The organism is Alphaproteobacteria bacterium (assembly GCA_033762625.1).
GTDB lineage: Bacteria > Pseudomonadota > Alphaproteobacteria > UBA9219 > RGZA01 > RGZA01.
The window spans coordinates 13831-33571 of record JANRLI010000017.1 but is presented as its reverse complement, the minus strand read 5'-3'; the positions used below and the strand labels follow the sequence as shown (position 1 = coordinate 33571).

The window sequence follows — 19741 nt, the reverse complement described above, 5'->3', positions numbered from 1 at the left end:
AAGTGGGTTTGTGAATGGCGTTAATCTAAATTTGCGCGTGTTACCGCGTCAATGCTTGTGTATAGCTATTTTTAAGCTTTATTACGGCTCTATTTTACTTCTGATTGAGGCCGGAATACGGCAGGGTTGGCCGTTCTTATTAATCGACACCAAAACAACTTCGGATGTGGATAAAAGGGTGCCTTTACGCAAGACATTTTGTTGTAAAACCAGTGACGCATTGCCGATTTTAGTGATGCTGGTGTGAACTTCCAGCGCGTCATCCAAAACAGCGGAGGCCAGATATTCGATGTTGATGTTTTTTACAACAAACATCGCGCCATCATCTTTGATCATCGCGTTGTGGTCGGCGCCCATCGCGCGTAACATTTCTGTGCGTGCGCGCTCGGCAAATTTCAGGTAATTCGCGTGATAAACAATTTTTCCGGCATCGGTGTCTTCAAAATAGACGCGTACAGGCCATATATGTGGTTTATTCATCATCGCTACTTGTCAATAAACTGATTTGTTCTGGCGCGCGCTTTGGCGCTTTCATGCCTAAATGCGCATAGGCGTTATCTGTTACCATACGGCCGCGCGGTGTGCGCTGGATAAAGCTTTGCTGGATTAAATAGGGTTCAACTACTTCTTCAATCACATCGCGTTGTTCGGATAGTGCGGCAGAAATCGTCTCGATACCAACCGGACCGCCATTATAATTTTCAGCAATTAAACGCAGATAGCGTCTATCCATCGCATCTAATCCCTTCGCATCGACATCCAGTTTCTGTAATGCGCCATCGGCTAGTTTGGCATCAATTTCTTTCGCGCCTTGTACGGTTGCAAAATCACATACGCGTTGTAGCAAACGGCCAGCAACACGCGGCGTTGCGCGTGAACGCTTGGCTATTTCCAGTGCACCACTATCAGTAATCTTTAGCCCTTGAATGTTTACCGCGCGCAACACAATCTGCTGCAATTCTTCTGCGGTATAAAATTGCAAGGGCAGGGGAATGCCGAAACGCTCACGCAAAGGTTTAGTCAGTAATCCCGAACGGGTTGTTGCGGCAATCAGTGTAAAGGGCGGCAAATCAATTCGTACCGAACGCGCCGCAGGCCCTTCGCCGATCATCAGATCCAGTTGGAAATCTTCCATAGCGGGATACAGCACTTCTTCAACCGCCGGGTTCAGGCGATGAATTTCGTCAATAAACAGCACATCATGCGGCTGTAAATTGGTGAGAATGGCTGCAAGATCGCCCGCCCGCGTGATAATCGGACCGGATGTTGCACGAAAGCCCACGCCCAACTCACGCGATATGATTTGCGCAAGCGTTGTTTTCCCCAGCCCTGGTGGGCCATAGAGCAATACATGGTCCAGCGCGCGCTTGCGCATCGCAGCTGCTTGGATGAACACCGATAAATTGCTTTTCAAGCTGCTTTGCCCGACAAATTCTGCCAAACGCTGCGGGCGCAATTGCTGCTCTGCTTCACTTGCAGTTTCTTGGGCGATTTTTTCAGCACGGATGATGGGGTTGGGGCTGTTCATCTGACTTTATGGGTCGGTTTGGGTGAAAGTTCCTGCAATGATTTTTTGACCAAGGCATCAAAACCAATATCTTTTTCTTCACCAATTACGGCCATGACAGTGGCAAAGGCTTCATCACGGCGAAAGCCAAGATTGGTGAGTGTTGAAACCGCATCGCCGGCCAAGTTTGGAACAGCAATCGGTGATTTGGAAGTGGTATGAAACGCCGCAACATTGCTCGCGCCAATCTGTGCAACCTTGTCTTTTAATTCGGTCATTAAGCGCGCCGCGAGTTTTGGTCCAACACCATCGGCGGATGATAACAATGTCTTGTCACCATTTATAATTGCCGATGATAATTGCTCGCCTGATAAAGTGGACAAAATAGAAAGCGCGACCTTGGTTCCAACACCCTGCACGGTGGTTAAAACCTTAAACGCCGATTTCTCCTCTGCGTCAGCAAAACCAATCAGCGTGATTGCATCTTCGCGCACCTGCGTTTCAATCAGCAGTGATACGTTGCTGCCAACTCCGCCAATACGGCGCAATGTCTGCGCCGAGCATAACGCTACGTAGCCAACGCCATTCACGTCAATCAACGCTTGATTTTCATTCACCGCATCTAATCTGCCGGTTAATTTGCCGATCATGCGCGCATCCCATTCTGTAATTGGTTGCTCGCGCGGTGGTGCGCATGGCATACGGCAATCGCCAATGCGTCGGCTGCATCGGGTGACTGCAATTCGGCAGCAGGCATCAACATTTTTACCATCTGTGCGACTTGATTTTTGTCAGCATGACCATATCCGCTAATGGATTTTTTGACGACATTCGCGGCATATTCGCTAACATCCATTCCGGCATGGGCTGGCGCAAGCATGACAACACCGCGCGCCATTCCCAATTTCAATGCGGATAACGCATTTTTATTTACAAATGTTTCTTCAACGGCGGCTTCGTGCGGCATGTGTGTGTCGAGTATGGTTTTGAGCGTTGTATATAAGGTGGTTAGACGCTCACCTATCGTATCGCTTTTTGCAGCTGTTGTAATGCGTCCGCACGCGACATAGTGCAGGCTATGTCCGGCAGCATCAATAATCCCCCATCCGGTATGATTTAATCCGGGGTCGAGACCGATAATACGCACAGATGATTGTGGAGTGATTCGCTGCATCGTTTGATGCTAGCAAATTTCAGCTCTGATTCCAGTTGTGGTTGAGGGGGCCATGGCCTTTGCCGTAGCCCGGCGCATTCTTAATCGCGCCAATTACGTACTCACGCGCCCGGGCGACACTATCGGTTAACGACAACCCTTGCCCAAGGCTAACCGCAATCGCGCTTGCCAATGTGCACCCCGTGCCATGGGTATGGGTCGTTTGGATGCGCGGGCTTTGCCATTCATGCAGTACACTGCCATCCCACAGTACGTCGGTAATTACATCGCCGGGCACATGTCCGCCTTTAAGTAGCACAGCCTTGCTCTTAAATCTTCCAAGTTCCTGTGCGGCTTTGCGTACATCAGTGATCTTGCGTTCCAGCAGGGTTTCAGCTTCCGGAATATTTGGCGTAATCAGTGTTGCAAGAGGCAGAAGTTTTTCTTTGAGTGCCGCAACCGCATTGGCCTTCAATAACGCATTCCCGCTTTTAGAAATCATCACTGGGTCAACCACGCATGGAATGGTTTTAGCTTTTTTTGAAATAACAGAGGCGATGGTTTCAATCACTTCCGCGTCGTGTAGCATACCTGTTTTAAGCGCGTCCGCGCCAATATCTGACAGTGTTACATTCATCTGCGCAGCAATAATATGCGCGGGTACAGCATGTACATCGCTCACTTCACACGTGTTTTGTACAGTAATCGCGGTAATGGCGGTCATGGCATAGCCGCCCAGCGCACTCACGGTTTTGATATCACCTTGAATGCCCGCGCCGCCGCCGCTGTCAGAACCGGCGATGATAAGGATACGGCCTTTCATGACCTTAGGCTGCTTTTTGAATGAACGCGCACAACTCGCTGACCACGCTATTGACGAGAGCTTCATCATCGCCTTCCGCCATCACGCGGATAAGCGGCTCGGTTCCCGATTTACGCACCAGCAGCCGCCCTTGATTGCCTAAACGCTTTTCAGCCTGTGCAATCGCATCTTTCACATCATTTTCTTCCAGAACAGTTGTGGTGGTTACGCGTACATTTGTTAGTTTTTGCGGTACGGGCGTAAAGACCCGCAATGCTTCGCTGGCTTTCTTTTTTGTTTGCACCAGCATCGCCAGAATTTGCAGCGCGGCAACTAATCCATCCCCGGTTGTGTTGAAATCGCTCATCACAATGTGCCCTGACTGCTCGCCGCCCAGATTGCATCCGGTCTTTGCCATCTGTTCCACCACATAACGGTCACCAACAGCCGCGCGGTGCAGGTTGATATTCTCATTTTTCAGATAGCGCTCAAGGCCCAGATTGGACATTACAGTTGCGACAATTCCGTTACCGCGCAGCATCCCATGATCTTTCCAGCTTTTTGCAATCAGCGCCATAATCTGGTCGCCATCCACGCGCGCACCCTTTTCATCTGCCAAAATCAGGCGGTCGGCGTCACCATCCAGCGCAATACCTAAATCGGCATTGTGCAATACGACGCTTTCCATCATGGCTTCGGGCGCAACCGCGCCACATTTTTTATTAATGTTGAAGCCATCGGGTTTGGTTCCAAGCGAAATCACTTCCGCGCCCAGTTCCCATAATACCGCAGGCGCTACCTTGTATGCCGCACCTTCAGCGCAGTCGATGACGATTTTTAATCCATCCAAACGCAACCCTTTGGGGAATGAATTTTTTACAAACTCGATATAGCGACCCGCCGCGTCATCAAGGCGTTTTGCTCTACCAAAATGTTTTGGATCTGCCAAAAACTGCTGCAAGTCATTCTTCATCAATTTCTCAATCTGCATTTCAGTTTCATCCGATAGCTTGTTACCGTCAGGTCCAAAGAGTTTTATCCCATTATCATCAAACGGATTGTGGGATGCGGAAATCATCACGCCCAAATCCGCGCGCAGCGAACGCGTCAACATTGCAACCGCAGGTGTGGGTAACGGGCCAAGTAAAGTTACATCCATGCCCATGCAAACAAAACCGGAGGTAAGTGCAGGTTCAATCATATAACCGGAAAGACGCGTATCTTTTCCAATCACGACATGGTGGCGGTGATTGCCGCGCTTGAATTGCATGGCGGCGGCCATTGCCAATTTCAGCAATGTCGGCGCGGTCATGGGTTCTTGATTAACTTTGCCGCGTACGCCGTCGGTTCCGAATAAATGCCGTGTCATGAATACCCTGTTATTAAGCTCTGTTAGTACTTTGAATATAAATTATCGTACTGACTTTGAAACATCACGCTTTTTTACAGAGTTTTTCATGGGTTTGCACCGTTGTTTCAACCTGGTTTCAGGGCCGCTTTAAAAGACACAGATGGCTTCTTTCTCTAAAATACACGCCAAATGCTGTGCAAACTCAAGGTTTTGTTAAGGCCTGACCCATAGAGTTTTGAGCAGGATTCACAATAAAAAAGGCCTCTCCTTAAAGGCCATATTACAGGCATGAACACGCAACCTGCACCTGAGACGGCGGAAACTCCGCCCCTGTCTCCTGAAACATCTGCTGAACCGCAGACAGGGGATGCGTCCGCGCAACCTGCCGCTGTTGTAGCGACTGCGGTAATTGACAATGAACTGGATGCAAGTACGCACTTTGCCTTCAAACATAAAATTTTTACAATTAAAAATTGCCGTTTTGCGCTAAACGGCAGTGACCGCATGCCATGCTTTTACATTCCTATGGGCGAGAACACAGTCGCCATCGAGCTTGCGAAGTTACAACAGGAATTCAATCTCCCGCCAGACTCGGTGGATGCGGCATTGCTGCTTAAAGTTCAAAAGGGATTGAGCTACGTAAAAGAAATTCGTCCCAATGACAGTATCCCGCGTGAAATTCTCGATGGCAGCGCATCATGGTCGGTAGATGAATCCCATAAAGAATTGGCGCTTGCCAAATTACAAATGGAATTGATTTTCTGGATACAGGGGCGGCGTGATGAAGTGCCGGCACTGGAACAACTAAAACGCAATCTCGCAACTCCCAAACTACGCGGTCAGGTAAAGGATGCGCATGCCAAAATTTGCCAGCTTTTGAAGTTCGATGAATTGAAGGTTTCACGTGACCGTGTTGATGAAATTGCACGTGAAACCACCTATATCGAAGCATTACGGGAACGCAGCTATAAACTAAACGATATTGCTATCAAGCTCGCCAGCTTTTATACGACCTATAAAAAAGAAGCTGCATTTTCCGCCGAAATTACTCGCATGCAGGATTTAATGCGCCGCGCGATAAAGTTGATTGGCGAGCGCTTTAATAAAGTCGATATGATGCTGCGCGAAGTACTGAAAGTTGTAAATGAACACACCATTACCATCAATGTGGTGCGATCCATTCGTGATGAAGTGCATCTTGAACTAAGAAAATGGGATGAATACTTTCCTAAATGGGCAGCTCTAAATGTCGAGCGTGATGATGGAACCGAAAAATTCTTCCGCGTTTTCTACCGTTTTCTAGCTGAAAACTATATGGAACAGCAAAGCTGGAGCGCTCCAAAGAAGAAGTAAACTAGTTACGTTTATTCTTCAAAAGATCTTCTACCACGTTTGGGTCGGCCAGCGTTGATGTATCACCCAGTTGATCGGTTTCTCCGCAAACAATTTTGCGTAAGATGCGTCGCATAATTTTCCCTGAACGTGTTTTGGGTAATCCCACGGTGAATTGAATGAAATCCGGGGTTGCGATTGGGCTGATTATTTTGCGCACATGGCCAATCAGTTCCTTATTCAACGCATCGCTGGGGATCTGATCTGCTTTCAAGGTCACGAATGCATAAATTCCTTGTCCTTTAATATCGTGAGGGAACCCAACAACGGCAGCTTCAGCAACCGCAGTGTGCGCTACTAGCGCACTTTCGATTTCTGCAGTGCCCAAACGGTGGCCCGCGACATTCAGCACATCATCCACCCGGCCTGTAATCCAGTAATAGCCATCGCCGTCACGTCGTGCGCCATCGCCTGTAAAGTATTTTCCTGCATAGGTTGTGAAATAGGTTTGTTCAAACCGCGCATGGTCGCCGTATAAACTACGCGCTTGTCCGGGCCATGAATCGACCAAACACAAATTACCCTCTGCTGCACCGTGTAACTCCTTGCCATCATTATCAACCAGTACGGGCTTGATGCCAAAGAAGGGCAGGGTAGCAGAGCCTGGCTTTAGCGGAATGGTAGCGGGCATCGGCGTAATCGCATGCCCACCGGTTTCGGTTTGCCACCATGTATCAATAATCGGGCAGCGTTCATCACCAACGACGCGGTAATACCACATCCATGCCTCGGGATTGATAGGCTCGCCCACTGTGGCAAGGATACGTAACGATGCACGGCTGGTTTGTTTTACGAAGTCATCGCCTTCACGCATTAGCGCGCGGATAGCGGTTGGTGCCGTATAAAATATATTCACTTTGTGTTTATCGACAATTTGCCAGAACCGTGACGCATCGGGATAATTCGGAACACCCTCAAACATCAAACTGGTTGTACCGTTGGCCAGCGGGCCATATACCACATAACTATGCCCGGTTACCCAGCCCACATCGGCTGTACAGAAATAAACCTCGCCTTCCTGTACATCAAATACCCATTTATGGGTAAGGGATGCATAAAGCAAATATCCCGCACAGGTATGCAAGACGCCTTTTGGTTTTCCGGTGGAGCCTGACGTATATAAAATGAATAACGGGTCTTCGCTGCCGACGGGTTCTGGCGCGCAAACGGGCGCTTCCCCTTTAATTAGCTCGTGGTACCATTTGTCTCGTTCGTTCCATGAAACGCTATTGCCAGTGCGTTTGACGACCACCACATGCTTGACAATCGGGCAACCTTTCAATGCTTCATCGGTATTTTGCTTCAGTGGAATGGTTTTACTGCCGCGCAGGCCTTCATCTGCGGTAATTACAACTTCTGATCCGCAATCAAGGATGCGTTCTTTCAAACTGGTTGGTGAAAACCCGCCAAATACTACCGAATGCACCGCGCCAATCCGTGCGCAGGCCAGCATGGCAAAGGCTGCTTCAGGGATCATTGGCATATAGATCGTAACGCGGTCACCTTTCTTTACGCCCAACTTTTTCAGTGCATTTGCCAATTTACATGTTTCGTCATACGCCTGCTGGTAACTGATGTGTCGCGTTAAATGCCCATCATCGCTTTCCCAAAGCAGGGCGGTCTGGTGCGCACGTTTTTCCAAATGCCGATCTAGGCAATTAACCGATACATTCATTACGCCATCTTCAAACCATTTAATGGAAACAGGTTTGTTGAATGATGTATTTTTAACGCGTGTGAATGGCTTCATCCAATCCAGTTTTCGGGCCTGTTCTGCCCAGAATACATCCGGTTGCTCAAGCGATTGGTTGTACATCCGCTGATAATCCGCAGCGCTAACCAGCGCATGCTTTTGAATGGAAGGTTTGACAGGAATTAAATCGGAAGTGCTCATCAAAAAAACCTAATCGCTTGTGGATAGATTGCTTTAACCATTTGTTTAACTGATTTGATAGGTTTTTAGTAATTGCACAAGATCCATGAAAACCGCAGAAAAAAACCGTGTGAATCCAATACCCCCACGCAAACAGGCTGTGCACCGCAATAAACCCTTTACGCTTTTTTGGCTGAATAAACCCGAAAAAGCTTAAGAATTCAGCAAGTTATCTTTAACGGCGTTTTAGCACTTCAACGGCATACTATTGGCATCACAAAGACAAATTCATGTCCAGAATCTGACGACTTGGGAGAGAGTAACATGTCACGCGAAACCGAACTAACATTTGCAAGCGGCGCGGATGATACATTGGAACGCTTGGTCCAAATGACCAATCAGACCAATCTTGTTGCTTTGGACAAAACAATTGCTGCTATTCGCCGTTCACCAGTAACCACCTATGCAGCAGCAGCTGCACGTTGCGGCAGCATTGGTGAACGTATTGTTCGCGCAGCAACCGAAGTGGGCGCAACCTTGCAGGAACGCCCAGCTCGTTAAAATAAGCGCGCTAATGTTAAGCGGCTAATTCCAAAACCCTTTTCCATTCTTTATCGGTGACTGGTGAGACGCTAAGGCGTGATTGTTTGACCAGCGCCATGCCCTTTAAAACCGCATCTGTTTTTATCTGTTTCAGCGTCACGGTTTTTTTTAACGCCTTTAGTGGCTTTACGCTCACCATCACAAACCGCTTTTTTTCGTCCGACGGGTCAAGGTGGGCTTCCTTGGTAATTTCCATAATGCCAACAATTTCCAGTCCTTCATTGGAATGATAGAAAAATGCCCTATCACCCTTCTTCATGGCTTTCAGATTGTTAGCAGCTTGGTAATTCCGCACACCATCCCAATTGCCTTTGCCATCTTTCACCAATTTATCCCAAGGGTAAGCATCCGGTTCCGATTTCATCAGCCAGTAAGCCATAATTACTCCGTGGTAAGGGGACGGGAGAGAAGCTGTTCCATCATGGCGCCAATATCGGCGTTATGATGCAGCACGGAAACCACGGCATCGATAATCGGTGTATCGACATGGTATTTTTTGGCGAGTAATTGCGCTGCAAGCGATGTGCTAACACCTTCGGCAACCGAAACGCGGTTTTTTAATATGGTTTCCAATCGCTCGCCGCCGCCCAATGCCATGCCAAGCGACATATTGCGTGATTGCGTAGAACCACATGTCAAAACCAAATCACCAAGACCTGCAAGTCCCATCAAGGTTTCCTGCTTGCCGCCCAACGCAACTGCAAGGCGTGTCATTTCACGAAGCCCGCGGGTCATAAATGCTGTGCGCGCATTTTCGCCAAGATGTTTTCCAATTACCATACCGCATCCGATGGCTATGACGTTTTTCAAAGCGCCCGCAAGCTCAACGCCAATAATATCTGCGCTGGCATACGGTCTGAAATAATGGCTGCTTAGTTGTTCGCATAATTGCTTGGCAAAATCTAATGTATCGGCAGCGATGGTAACAGCGGTGGGTTTGCCTTGTGCCACTTCCTTGGCAAATGTTGGGCCGGATAATACGCAAATTGGGTTATCGCCAAATATTTCTTTCACCACATCGGCCATTAATTTGCCCGTGTTGCTTTCGATGCCCTTTGCACAAATGATAAGCGAAGCCGATATTGAAACACGTGTTTTGATACGTTCACACTCAGCGCGGATAAATTGTGCAGGGACAGCCAGCAACACCGAATCGCAATGCCTTAATCCGCTTACATCGCTCGAAGCGGTGATGGACGCATCAATATGAACAGCAGGTAAATAGTGGGAATTGATATGGGTATCGTTGATATCACGTACAACTTTTTCGTTGCGTGCGAACATGATAACTTTTTTGTGCGCCATGTGCATCGCTTGCGCTAATGCTGTTGCCCATGCGCCGCCACCCAAAATGCCGATTGTCTGAATAGGTTTCATGATTAGTGCTTATAGCATTTCTGTTGCTTCATAAAGAGGCCATCTAGGGCGCGGTTTGAAATCAAGCCCGTCAATCATGCCGAGGCGCAGTTTTTCCAATCCCGCCCAAGCCACCATGACCCCGTTATCGGTGCACAAGGCTGGCGGCGGTGTTACCAGTTTAAAGCCATGTTTTCCACTTACGTATTGCAGCTTGGCTCGCAGAGTCTGGTTGGCGGCAACGCCGCCCGCAACGACCAGCGTTTTTCCATTTGGATAATCCACGATCATCTTTTCTATCGCATGTTTTACGCGGTCACTAAGGCAATCCGCCACCACGCGCTGGAAACACGCGGCAATATCGCTGCGTTTCTGGTCATCCAGAACACCAATACGTTCCGATAGGCTTCTTACAGCCGTTTTCAAACCTGAAAATGAAAAATCGCAATTAGGTTTGCCCAGCATGGGGCAGGGCAGTTCGTATTTATTGGCATCACCTGTTTTTGCTGCCGCTTCAACGGCTGGCCCACCCGGAAATCCCAGCCCTAATAATTTGGCAACCTTGTCAAACGCTTCACCTACCGCGTCATCAATCGTCGAGCCATACAGTTTATATTTGCCAACACCTTCCACCGCCAATAACTGGCAATGCCCACCAGAAATCAGTAGTAGCAAATAAGGAAATGAAACATCATCCGTAAGACGCGCGGTCAGCGCATGCGCTTCCAAATGATTGACGGCAAGAAACGGCTTACCGGTTGAAAGCGACAATGCCTTGCCCATCATGGCGCCAACCATTACCCCCCCAATTAAACCCGGGCCGCAGGTTGCAGCAATTCCATCGAAGTCATGTAGTTTTATCCCGGAATCCCGAATCGTTTTTTGGGTCAGCACATCAATCGCATCCAGATGTGCACGTGCAGCAATTTCAGGCACAACGCCGCCATACACGCGGTGTTCGTCCAATTGCGATAATAAACTATGCGCTAAAACGCGGCGGTTATTATCCACAACCGCTACGGCAGTCTCATCGCATGATGTTTCAATCCCCAATACAATCATATGAAATGATATAGCCTAGCCCAAAAGCCTTTGCTATATCTCTTCACATGACAGCAATTGTTTCAATTCTCATGGGCATTGCCATGGCTGCCGTTCTGGTAGTGCTAGTACTCGGCCTGTTCAGCATGGTCAAAGGCGGGGAGTTCAACCGCAAATACGGCAACCGCCTGATGCGCTGGCGCGTCGGCTTGCAGGCCGTTGCGCTTGTCCTTTTTGCTGTCGCATTGCTTTTAAAGCATGGTTCTTAAAATAAGGATGGAGTTGGTTTAGATGAAAATTCTCGTTCCCGTGAAGCGCGTGATTGATTACAACGTGAAAATCCGCGTCAAAGCCGATAATAGCGGGGTTGAAACCGCAAACGTCAAAATGGGTATGAATCCGTTTGATGAAATCGCGGTTGAAGAAGCGGTGCGTCTGAAAGAAAAAGGCAAGGCAACCGAAGTCATTGCCGTTACAATTGGCTCCAGCCAGTGTCAGGATTTATTGCGTACCGCTATGGCGATTGGCGCAGATCGCGGCATCCATGTTGTATTTGATGGTGAAACACAACCGCTTGGCGTTGCCAAAACATTAAAAGCGATTGTCGATCAGGAAAAGCCGGATTTGGTTATTTTGGGTAAGCAGGCGATTGACGGGGATAACAATCAGGTCGGACAAATGCTTGGTGCGCTATTGGGCTGGGGTCAGGCAACCTTTGCTTCCAAAGTAGAAGTAGGTAATGGCAGCGTAAATGTCACGCGTGAGGTCGATGGCGGTCTAGAAACCTTATCGCTCAAACTTCCTGCAATCATCACAACCGATTTACGGTTGAACGAACCACGTTATGCAACACTTCCAAACATCATGAAGGCCAAGAAAAAGCCGATTGAACCGTTTGATGCCGCAGCTAAGGGCGTTGATTTAACCCCACGTATCAAAACCCTTCGCGTTGATGAGCCCGGCACCCGCAAAGCAGGTATTAAAGTGCCAGATGTAGCAACATTGGTTGATAAACTTAAAAACGAAGCAAAGGTGATTTAAGATGCGTGCACTTATTATTCTTGAACATGACGGCGTTGCGGTTAAATCTGCCACGCTGCACGCCATCGCTGCTGCAAAAAAATTAAACTGCCCAGCTGACGGTCTTGTCATGTGTAATGCGGGCGCAGCTGTGATCGATGCGGCCGGTAAAATCAGCGGCCTTGAAAAAGTGCTGGTCAGCGAAGGCGCGCAATACAAGGATGATTTGGCAGAAAACGAAGCGCCACTTGTTGCGCAGCTTGCCAAAAACTATACGCATGTATTTGTCGCGGCAACCAGCTTTGGTAAAAACCTGCTGCCACGCGTCGGCGCATTAATGGACGTTGCGCCGATTTCCGAAATTTCATCGGTTGAAAGCGCGGATACTTTTAAACGGCCAATCTATGCCGGAAATGCCATTGCTACTGTGCAATCCACAGATGCAATAAAGCTATGCACCGTGCGCGCAACATCCTTTGATGCGGTGCCTGCAACAGGCGGCAATACGGCTATTGAAAAGGTTGCCGCCACAGCAGATGCCGGCCTTTCCAGCTTTGTGGGCCGCGAAGTTTCCAAATCAGAGCGCCCTGAATTGACAGCAGCAAAGGTTGTAATATCCGGCGGCCGCGGTTTGGGTTCGGGCGAAAATTTCAAAATGCTTGAACAGCTCGCCGATGTGGTTGGCGGGGCGATTGGTGCATCACGTGCGGCGGTAGATGCAGGCTTTGTCCCCAATGATTATCAAGTGGGGCAGACGGGTAAAATTGTTGCCCCAGACCTGTACGTAGCAGTGGGTATTTCCGGTGCTATTCAACATCTGGCGGGTATGAAAGACAGCAAGGTGATTGTTGCGATTAACAAAGACCCCGATGCACCCATTTTTAACGTCGCAGATTATGGTTTGGTGGGCGATTTGTTCCAAATCGTGCCGGAATTAACGGCTGCGCTTAAGAAATAAAGACAAAAGAAATCAGCCCTTCAACAGCTGGTTTGTTTCTGCTATCAAACTGAAACGCATATGTGTTTTTGTGCGGAGGGGTGGCAGAGTGGTCGATCGCGGCGGTCTCGAAAACCGTTAAACCCGCAAGGGTTTCGAAGGTTCAAATCCTTTCCCCTCCGCCAATTACAAATTCAAAGGCATCCAGAGAAATCTGAGATGCCTTTATTTTTATAAGCAAAAAGTTATTTTTCTATCTGATGCCGTCCAGAGAAATTTTTTGCAATCCAGCCGAGTTATGAGTAGATTTGTGAGTAGATTTACCCATAGGACTCAAACGCATGGCACTCACGGCCTTAGCTATCAAGAACCTCAAGCCAAAAGCTAAAATCTACCGTGTTGCTGATAACGGTGGCCTGTGCCTTGAGATAGCCCCTACAGGAGGCAAGCTGTGGCGGTGGCGATATTACTTTAACGGTAAGCAGCAAATGCTGGCCTTGGGTAAATTCCCTGATGTTGGCTTGGAGCAAGCCCGTAAGAAACGGGATGAGGCGCGGTCACTGGCAACGGAAGGAAAACATCCTACCCGTGAGAAAGCTGCCCAAAAACTACGCAAATCAGTTGAAGGCGAAAACACCTTTGAGCGCATAGCCCGTAATTGGATGGAAATTAAAGGCGGCAAGCTAAACGCCAAATACCGCAAGCAATCCCTTGAGCGCATGGAACAGCACGTTTTTCCTATTATTGGTGCGTTTCCAATTATTGAAATAACTATCCCCGATGTTGTGCGTGTTGTGGAGAAAATCAGCAAGCGCGGCACGATAGAAACTGCCAAGCGTATGAAGCAACTTATCGGGCAAGTCTTCCGGTACGCAGCGCAACGGGGTTTGTGTCAGAATAACCCAGCCGCAGATTTGCGGGACATATTGCCCACCGCAGAAGAAAAGCATCATGCCTGCATCCATCCCAGCGAATTTCCAAAACTGTTGAAGGATATGGAAGCCTATAAGGGCGATAACCTAACCAAGCCAGCGATGCAGTTGCTTGCCCTTACTTTTGTACGCACAGGAGAGTTGATAGGTGCGCGGTGGGATGAAATAAACTTCGATAGGGAAGAATGGCATATCCCCAAAGAACGCATGAAGATGAAGCGTCCCCATCTTGTTCCACTGTCTCGCCAAGCGATTGCCCTTCTTAGAGGCTTACAAGAAATAACAGGCGAAAAGCAAAACGTGTTCCATAGCCAGCGCGGTAAGAGTAAGCATATCAGCAATGGCGCGGTGCTTATGGCTTTACGCCGCATGGGATACCAAGGCCTTATGACAGGACATGGTTTTCGTTCCCTTGCTTCCACCATCTTAAACGAAAAAAGCTATGCCCCCGACGTGATTGAACGCCAACTAGCACATGAAGATAACGACAAAATCCGCTCGGCCTATAACCGTGCAGAATACCTTTTGGAACGCAAAAAGATGATGCAGGACTATGCGGATATTTTGGATGCACTTAGATTGAGTAGCGATGATAAGAAAATCATTCCGATCCATAAACAACGGCTGGGGTAGGGGGGGCGTTTACGTAGAATGCCTGTGAAAGCAAGCGAGGGGTGCGACTATGAATATTTGCTATTTCAAAATCTGGAGTCAAAAATGACAATAATAAGAAAAAAATTATCCCCACCGCTCCCAGAAATAATGATTTCAGGCGGCTCGACTCCTCGAACACCACAAGTAAACAAAAGAAACGTTATGGAGCCGGATTATAAACACTGGGCTAGAATGGCAACTTGGGATGACGACCAAGCCGCAGCCCTACTAAAAGGGTTGAATCCGGATAAATGTTATGACGCTACAGATTATGCACCTGATGTCATAAAGAGCCATAACGAGCTTTCAAAACAAATTCAAAACGTGGGTTTTGGTCGGCTGCACGACTTGGTGCCATACCATAATCCCCCATACAAAATTATTGCTTGGGCAAAGAAAATGAGGATTTCAATTCCCCGAAAACTCACTACTGCTGTAAAAACATTCTCTCAAAAACCTCAGGAAATAATAAAGCCAAAAAGAGAGAATCTAACGGCACAAACAAAAGAGAAAGCCACCTTAATGAAAATTATTGTTGGACTTCTTTTGGCGCATTACAAAACTGCCATCAAAGAAAAAATACCTAAAATCAGTATGCTTCACGATTCCATAATCAAAACAGGTATTCAAATTGATGATGAAACCCTTGGTAAATGGATAAAAGAGGCGTGGGAAAACCATTATCCTGATGCTCGCAAAGAAAAATAAGCGAATTCGCTAAAATCTTTGGCGAATTCGCCCGATTGATATTTCATGCATATTACGTTGCTTCCATTAGAACCCTAATGGAGTTAACGCCATGCTACAGATATTACGAAAGCCAGAAGTAAAAAGGCTCACTGGGCTATCCAATTCCAGTATCTACCTAAAAATCTCCCAAGGCACATTCCCTGCCCCTTTCCCATTGGGAGAGAATGCCAGAGCAGTGGGCTGGGAAGCCGAATCCATACAAAACTGGATCAAAAAACAAATAGAAGCTTCACGTTTGAAAAATGGTGACCGCCATGAAGGATAAAGAAAAAGCCGCAGGCGGGAACCATGCGGCAATCTCAATTTCACCCACCAAATATACTCAAAGACCAACAATAAATCAAGCTAAGCAGCCAAAAATAACAATTACTGTTGTATCCGGTGGTGGTTCTGAGCCGCCATACACACATGTTATTAAGGGAACTTTGGCACGTTCACTTATGCACCTGAAACAATGTGAAATGAATGGCCTGACCCGAATTGAAGCTCTTTCAAAATTTGGCATTTTAAGCCTCACGCAGCACGTAAGCGTATTCCGGCATGAATATGCGCTTGATGTGGAATGCATACGTGTTTCGCATAAAGGCCGTCACGGGGCTTCAAAATATGGACGTTATTTCTTGAAAACGCAGATCATCATTCGAGTTATCTCAGGAGGTTTGCAATGTCAGATTTAACGCAACCTTATAACGATGTTCACGCAATCACAGTTTTAGCTGTTTCTAGCACAGAAACCGATAAAACCGATATAACCGACAGGGGACAATCTAAAAAGGCACAAAAAAATAAGCAGCGGGAAGATGGTGGGGAGCAAATTTTAATTCCTAGCCCTACCGAAAATGCTGTTTTTATAGCTTTACAAGCCCGTGGCCTTTACAAATCGCCTCTAGGCGGTGGGAGGCACGATATAACCTGCCCGTGGGTTAATGAGCACACGGACGCGATGGATGCAGGCACAGCTTATTTTGAACCAGATGATAATTTTCCGATAGGTGGCTTTAAGTGTCAGCATGGGGATTGCAAAAATAAGCATATCAGTCAGCTCTTGGAATGTTTGGGTATTCAAAAAAATGCAGCGCATATGAAGCCCACTATTCGGGTGCAGGCGGGTGAAATTGGTCGCATAGCAAATGCAGCCGAAAAAGAACTTGCTAAAGGTAGCCAATATTATCAGCGCGGTGGTCTAATTGTTATTGTTTGCACAGACCCCAGCACACGTGAAACAACGGTGCAGGGATTAAAGCTATCTTCCTTAGTTGCTGCATTAGCGGGGGCATTGAATTGGGAAAGGTATGATGGACGCTCTAAAGAATTTGTCCGAATAGACCCGCCTGCGCGTCATGCAGGTGTTTTGCTTGATGCGCCCGAATATCGCCACTTGCCTGTATTGAACGGTCTAACACGGCAACCTTATTTAAGGCCAGATGGTACATTGCGGAACGCTGCGGGATATGATGTGGAAACGGGCATGTTTGGCGTTTTTGCTGCCAAGGATTTCAATGTGCCGGAAAAACCCACAAAGGGGGATGCAGAAAATGCACTAAAATTATTGCTTAGCGTGCTGGAAGAATTCAGCTTTGCAAAGCACACAGATAAGGCCGCTGGATTATGTGCTTTCCTTACCGCTGCCATACGTTCAAGCCTGACTTGTGCACCAATGTTTCATGTTAAGGCTGCACAATTTGGCTCTGGCAAATCGTATCTTTGCTCACTGATTATTGCCTTTGCATCCCCGCAACGGGGTGCGCCCACTACCTTTCCGCAGGATGATGAAGAATGTCGCAAATTCTTGCTGGCAACATTGCTAACTGCGCCTGCGGTGGTGGAGTTTGACAATCTGACAGGTAATATTGTACCGCATAAAAGCCTTTGCACCACATTAACCTCTGAATACTTACAGGGGCGCATTCTTGGCGTTTCAAAGACCGCCACTGTTAGTACCCGCGCATTGTTTTTATCAAGCGGAAACAATGTCTGCCCTGTAGGTGATATGACAAGGCGATGTGTAACCATCACATTAGACCCCACTTGTGAAACCCCAGCCACACGCACATTTACAAATCCACGTTTGGTGCAAGATGTGTTGCGAGAACGCGGGCGATATGTTTCAGCGGCACTCACAATCATTCGCGCATGGATTGTTGCGGGGCGACCTGAGACAAAGTGCAAAGCTCTCAATGGGTTTGATGAATGGTCAAATCTTTGCCGTCAGCCTTTATTGTGGCTGGGGCAGGCAGACCCCGCTACGGCTGTTTATGAATCTATGGCGGATGATCCAGACCGCGATACGCTGGGCACGCTTTTACAAAATTGGCAGCGATGCTTTTGGGATAAGCCAACAATGGTAAGGCAAGCCGTTAATTGCATGGATACCGATTTGCAGGAAGTCATTCACGATATTGCAAGCGAGAAAGGCATTATCAATCGGCGTGTTTTGGGGCGGTGGATTCAGCGGCATTCGGGACGCATGGTGAATGGGCTTCGTTTTATTCGTGATAGTGGAAGCCGTTCTGCGGAAGCATGGACGGTTGAACAGGTAAAGTAGGTTTTATCGGTTTAATCGGTTTCTATCGACGGATTAAGGAAGGTGGCTAATATGAAGGGCATCGCATGTAAGCATTAGGCAAAAAACTTGGTATCATCACTTGTGCTTTTCATAACAGGAGCTGCCTTTTGCAATCATACAACAAATATATGACCAGTCCTTGTTTGAGGTAAGATTTTTTGAGGCCGCATAATCCCAAGCTGTATCGCCACAAGCAGGCAGCCCTTTTACTTTTCCAAGGTGATAATCTTTTTCACCATTTGGGAAAAAGAAGTAAACATTGTAATCAGCTGTTTCAATTTCTTTGCAGGTAAAATCAGAATAGGATTTACATTCATCGCCAATACCGCATGATTTTATCAATACAACTATCAAAGCTACGACAATGATAATATTCCACATGCTATCTCTCGCGCCACTCTAATTAATTAGCTTTCGCTATAAGGTATATCACAACGTCCAGAGACGTAAGCACAAAAAACACTGACAAAAATGGAAAAAGTATGCTCTACAATAAACAGTAACATCAAAGGCCCATACTTTATTTTCCAAATGATTTCGATAAAATATCAAGTGCAGGGTGATTGCCATGGGCAAGCTGTGTGTTGAAAGTACACTTGGGTTAAGCATGAATAAATTACTGCGGTGGGGATATATTGACTTAGAAAAATATGTTTCCGGTAGTATGTATTGGGGTGATGAAGATAACCGTGCAGGAAGCATAAGCTTTGTATGCCGTTTTGCTAACAGCCTTGAATTAAATTACTCAGCCAATGGCGATCCTATCAGGCAGGCAATAGTCATTCTTTGGACAGCCTGTCATTACGGGAATAAACGCCCGTGGTTTGAATGCCCGATTTGTTATAGACGGGCAGGGAGGCTTTTTTATCGCGCTAGGCGCTTCGCCTGTAGGCGTTGCCAGAAGCTTTGCTATGCCAGCCAGTTGGAAAATCCACGCAAGCGTGGCCTAGGTTTGTCATTCAAGTTATTGGGCAAGCTAGAGGCAATAGGCGGCAGTGAGGATTTCAAGCCCCCACGCATGCACTGGAAAACCTATAACCGCATTCTTGAACGTACAAATGCTTCATGGAACAAGTCTTTTGTTTCTTATTTTAATGGCAAATGGCACTTTCTTTAGTTCACGAAAAATGTACATGCTGACATTTTCTAGTGGCAGTTGGTATAAACCGTGCTGCCTATTTTATTGCTGCTACAGTTTATATTATTGTTTTGCATGGCTTGAGTGTCGCGTATCTGTTGCATCTGCTGATCGTAAAAGTTTTCCTGCCGAGCTTGCTGTTGAGACAATAACATCATGTTCTGATTATGTCTTAGTTGTGCATCTTGCTTTTCAGCAGCGTCTATATCGGCTGCATATTGTGCAAAAAGCTTTGATTTTTTGACTTCGTATTCATCAAGGGTTATACGACCATTTTGATACTCTAAGGCAAGTTCCTTTACCTTAGCATACTGCATTCTTAGTTGTGGTGGAAAGGGAAGCCCTGCCGCCAACAAATTTCTAGACGTTATGTCTTCTTTGCATGATACGTGTTTTAAAGCTGTTTTCTGAGTCAACTTGCCACATGATGATTCAATCTCTTTAGTGGTCTTTTCCATAGCCTCACGGATTACGTAGCTACTACCTGCACAGGAAGTCAGGGTTAGACATAGTACAACAAGCAATAATCGTATCATTTGATAGTCCTTGGTGTTTTATGGCGGTTGAAGTCAACCAAACTAATGGCTGACAAATTTTCTATTTGCTTTGCCGTATAGCGTCCAGCTAAATCCTAAGCATACGCGAGTAGATATATGCGTAGATTTG

General features: G+C 47.2%; 23 protein-coding genes and 1 tRNA gene. 12 read left to right on the top strand and 12 right to left on the bottom strand.

Annotated elements, in window-relative coordinates; all coding sequences use genetic code 11:
- Positions 1–81: 81 nt before the first annotated feature.
- From ybgC to glmM, 6 genes are read right to left on the bottom strand one after another with little or no spacing between them, the layout of a single operon-like run.
- The gene (gene ybgC, locus SFW65_08550; protein ID MDX1923161.1) at positions 82–483 is read right to left on the bottom strand and encodes a tol-pal system-associated acyl-CoA thioesterase; all 402 of its coding nucleotides are present in this window, start codon (positions 481–483) and stop codon (positions 82–84) included.
- Positions 473–1528 carry a Holliday junction branch migration DNA helicase RuvB gene (ruvB, locus tag SFW65_08545; GenBank protein MDX1923160.1) on the bottom strand — a complete coding sequence of 352 codons (1056 nt, stop codon included), beginning with the start codon at positions 1526–1528 and terminating at the stop codon, positions 473–475. Before ruvB ends, ybgC begins: the two co-directional genes overlap by 11 nt.
- Positions 1525–2208 carry a Holliday junction branch migration protein RuvA gene (gene ruvA, locus SFW65_08540; protein MDX1923159.1) on the bottom strand — a complete coding sequence of 228 codons (684 nt, stop codon included), beginning with the start codon at positions 2206–2208 and terminating at the stop codon, positions 1525–1527. Before ruvA ends, ruvB begins: the two co-directional genes overlap by 4 nt.
- Positions 2154–2681 carry a crossover junction endodeoxyribonuclease RuvC gene (gene ruvC, locus SFW65_08535; protein MDX1923158.1) on the bottom strand — a complete coding sequence of 176 codons (528 nt, stop codon included), beginning with the start codon at positions 2679–2681 and terminating at the stop codon, positions 2154–2156. The genes ruvA and ruvC overlap by 55 nt, the downstream gene beginning before the upstream one ends.
- A 19-nt stretch (positions 2682–2700) precedes the next feature.
- Positions 2701–3483, bottom strand: a complete 783-nt coding sequence (gene thiD, locus SFW65_08530) for a bifunctional hydroxymethylpyrimidine kinase/phosphomethylpyrimidine kinase (protein ID MDX1923157.1) — start codon at positions 3481–3483, stop codon at positions 2701–2703.
- A gap of 4 nt (positions 3484–3487) precedes the next feature.
- A complete protein-coding gene (gene glmM, locus SFW65_08525; protein MDX1923156.1) occupies positions 3488–4831 on the bottom strand; it encodes a phosphoglucosamine mutase in 1344 nt (447 codons plus the stop codon).
- 270 nt (positions 4832–5101) lie between these two features.
- Here glmM and SFW65_08520 point away from each other — a divergent pair, with 270 nt between their 5' ends.
- Positions 5102–6166 carry a hypothetical protein gene (locus SFW65_08520; protein ID MDX1923155.1) on the top strand — a complete coding sequence of 355 codons (1065 nt, stop codon included), beginning with the start codon at positions 5102–5104 and terminating at the stop codon, positions 6164–6166.
- A 1-nt stretch (position 6167) separates the two neighbouring features.
- Here SFW65_08520 and acs read toward each other — a convergent pair whose 3' ends face one another.
- Positions 6168–8099 (bottom strand): acetate--CoA ligase, encoded by a 1932-nt coding sequence (acs, locus tag SFW65_08515; GenBank protein ID MDX1923154.1) that lies wholly within the window; start codon positions 8097–8099, stop codon positions 6168–6170.
- A 303-nt stretch (positions 8100–8402) separates the two neighbouring features.
- On the opposite strand from acs, the gene SFW65_08510 reads away from it, so the two are divergent.
- Positions 8403–8639, top strand: a complete 237-nt coding sequence (locus tag SFW65_08510) for a hypothetical protein (GenBank protein ID MDX1923153.1) — start codon at positions 8403–8405, stop codon at positions 8637–8639.
- Between the two features lie 16 nt (positions 8640–8655).
- Here SFW65_08510 and SFW65_08505 read toward each other — a convergent pair whose 3' ends face one another.
- The 3 genes from SFW65_08505 to tsaD are packed head-to-tail and all read right to left on the bottom strand — an operon-like array spanning position 8656 to position 11099.
- Entirely contained in the window at positions 8656–9060 is a 405-nt protein-coding gene (locus tag SFW65_08505) for an EVE domain-containing protein (GenBank protein ID MDX1923152.1), read from the bottom strand.
- 2 nt (positions 9061–9062) lie between these two features.
- On the bottom strand, positions 9063–10058 hold the full coding sequence (locus SFW65_08500; GenBank protein ID MDX1923151.1) for an NAD(P)H-dependent glycerol-3-phosphate dehydrogenase: 996 nt from the start codon (positions 10056–10058) through the stop codon (positions 9063–9065).
- A gap of 9 nt (positions 10059–10067) precedes the next feature.
- Entirely contained in the window at positions 10068–11099 is a 1032-nt protein-coding gene (tsaD, locus tag SFW65_08495) for a tRNA (adenosine(37)-N6)-threonylcarbamoyltransferase complex transferase subunit TsaD (protein ID MDX1923150.1), read from the bottom strand.
- 47 nt (positions 11100–11146) lie between these two features.
- Between tsaD and SFW65_08490 the strand changes: the two genes are divergently transcribed.
- From SFW65_08490 to SFW65_08450, 9 genes are all read left to right on the top strand, one after another.
- Positions 11147–11347 (top strand): twin transmembrane helix small protein, encoded by a 201-nt coding sequence (locus tag SFW65_08490; protein MDX1923149.1) that lies wholly within the window; start codon positions 11147–11149, stop codon positions 11345–11347.
- A 22-nt stretch (positions 11348–11369) separates the two neighbouring features.
- A complete protein-coding gene (locus tag SFW65_08485; protein ID MDX1923148.1) occupies positions 11370–12119 on the top strand; it encodes an electron transfer flavoprotein subunit beta/FixA family protein in 750 nt (249 codons plus the stop codon).
- 1 nt (position 12120) lies between these two features.
- On the top strand, positions 12121–13056 hold the full coding sequence (locus SFW65_08480) for an FAD-binding protein (GenBank protein ID MDX1923147.1): 936 nt from the start codon (positions 12121–12123) through the stop codon (positions 13054–13056).
- A gap of 74 nt (positions 13057–13130) precedes the next feature.
- Positions 13131–13220 (top strand) — tRNA-Ser (locus SFW65_08475).
- Between the two features lie 156 nt (positions 13221–13376).
- A complete protein-coding gene (locus SFW65_08470; GenBank protein ID MDX1923146.1) occupies positions 13377–14600 on the top strand; it encodes a tyrosine-type recombinase/integrase in 1224 nt (407 codons plus the stop codon).
- A gap of 18 nt (positions 14601–14618) precedes the next feature.
- The gene (locus SFW65_08465) at positions 14619–15329 is read left to right on the top strand and encodes a hypothetical protein (protein MDX1923145.1); all 711 of its coding nucleotides are present in this window, start codon (positions 14619–14621) and stop codon (positions 15327–15329) included.
- A 91-nt stretch (positions 15330–15420) separates the two neighbouring features.
- Positions 15421–15636, top strand: coding sequence for an AlpA family phage regulatory protein (locus SFW65_08460; GenBank protein ID MDX1923144.1), 216 nt, complete (start codon positions 15421–15423; stop codon positions 15634–15636).
- Entirely contained in the window at positions 15626–16048 is a 423-nt protein-coding gene (locus tag SFW65_08455) for a hypothetical protein (GenBank protein MDX1923143.1), read from the top strand. The genes SFW65_08460 and SFW65_08455 overlap by 11 nt, the downstream gene beginning before the upstream one ends.
- Positions 16049–16452: 404 nt before the next feature.
- A complete protein-coding gene (locus tag SFW65_08450) occupies positions 16453–17916 on the top strand; it encodes a hypothetical protein (protein MDX1923142.1) in 1464 nt (487 codons plus the stop codon).
- Between the two features lie 96 nt (positions 17917–18012).
- On the opposite strand, the gene SFW65_08445 is transcribed toward SFW65_08450, so the two are convergent.
- Positions 18013–18318: a hypothetical protein gene (locus SFW65_08445; protein ID MDX1923141.1), complete on the bottom strand. Its 306-nt coding sequence runs from the start codon at positions 18316–18318 to the stop codon at positions 18013–18015.
- Between the two features lie 187 nt (positions 18319–18505).
- Between SFW65_08445 and SFW65_08440 the strand changes: the two genes are divergently transcribed.
- On the top strand, positions 18506–19054 hold the full coding sequence (locus SFW65_08440; GenBank protein ID MDX1923140.1) for a hypothetical protein: 549 nt from the start codon (positions 18506–18508) through the stop codon (positions 19052–19054).
- Between the two features lie 29 nt (positions 19055–19083).
- On the opposite strand, the gene SFW65_08435 is transcribed toward SFW65_08440, so the two are convergent.
- Positions 19084–19533 (bottom strand): hypothetical protein, encoded by a 450-nt coding sequence (locus tag SFW65_08435; protein MDX1923139.1) that lies wholly within the window; start codon positions 19531–19533, stop codon positions 19084–19086.
- Positions 19534–19741 lie beyond the last annotated feature (208 nt).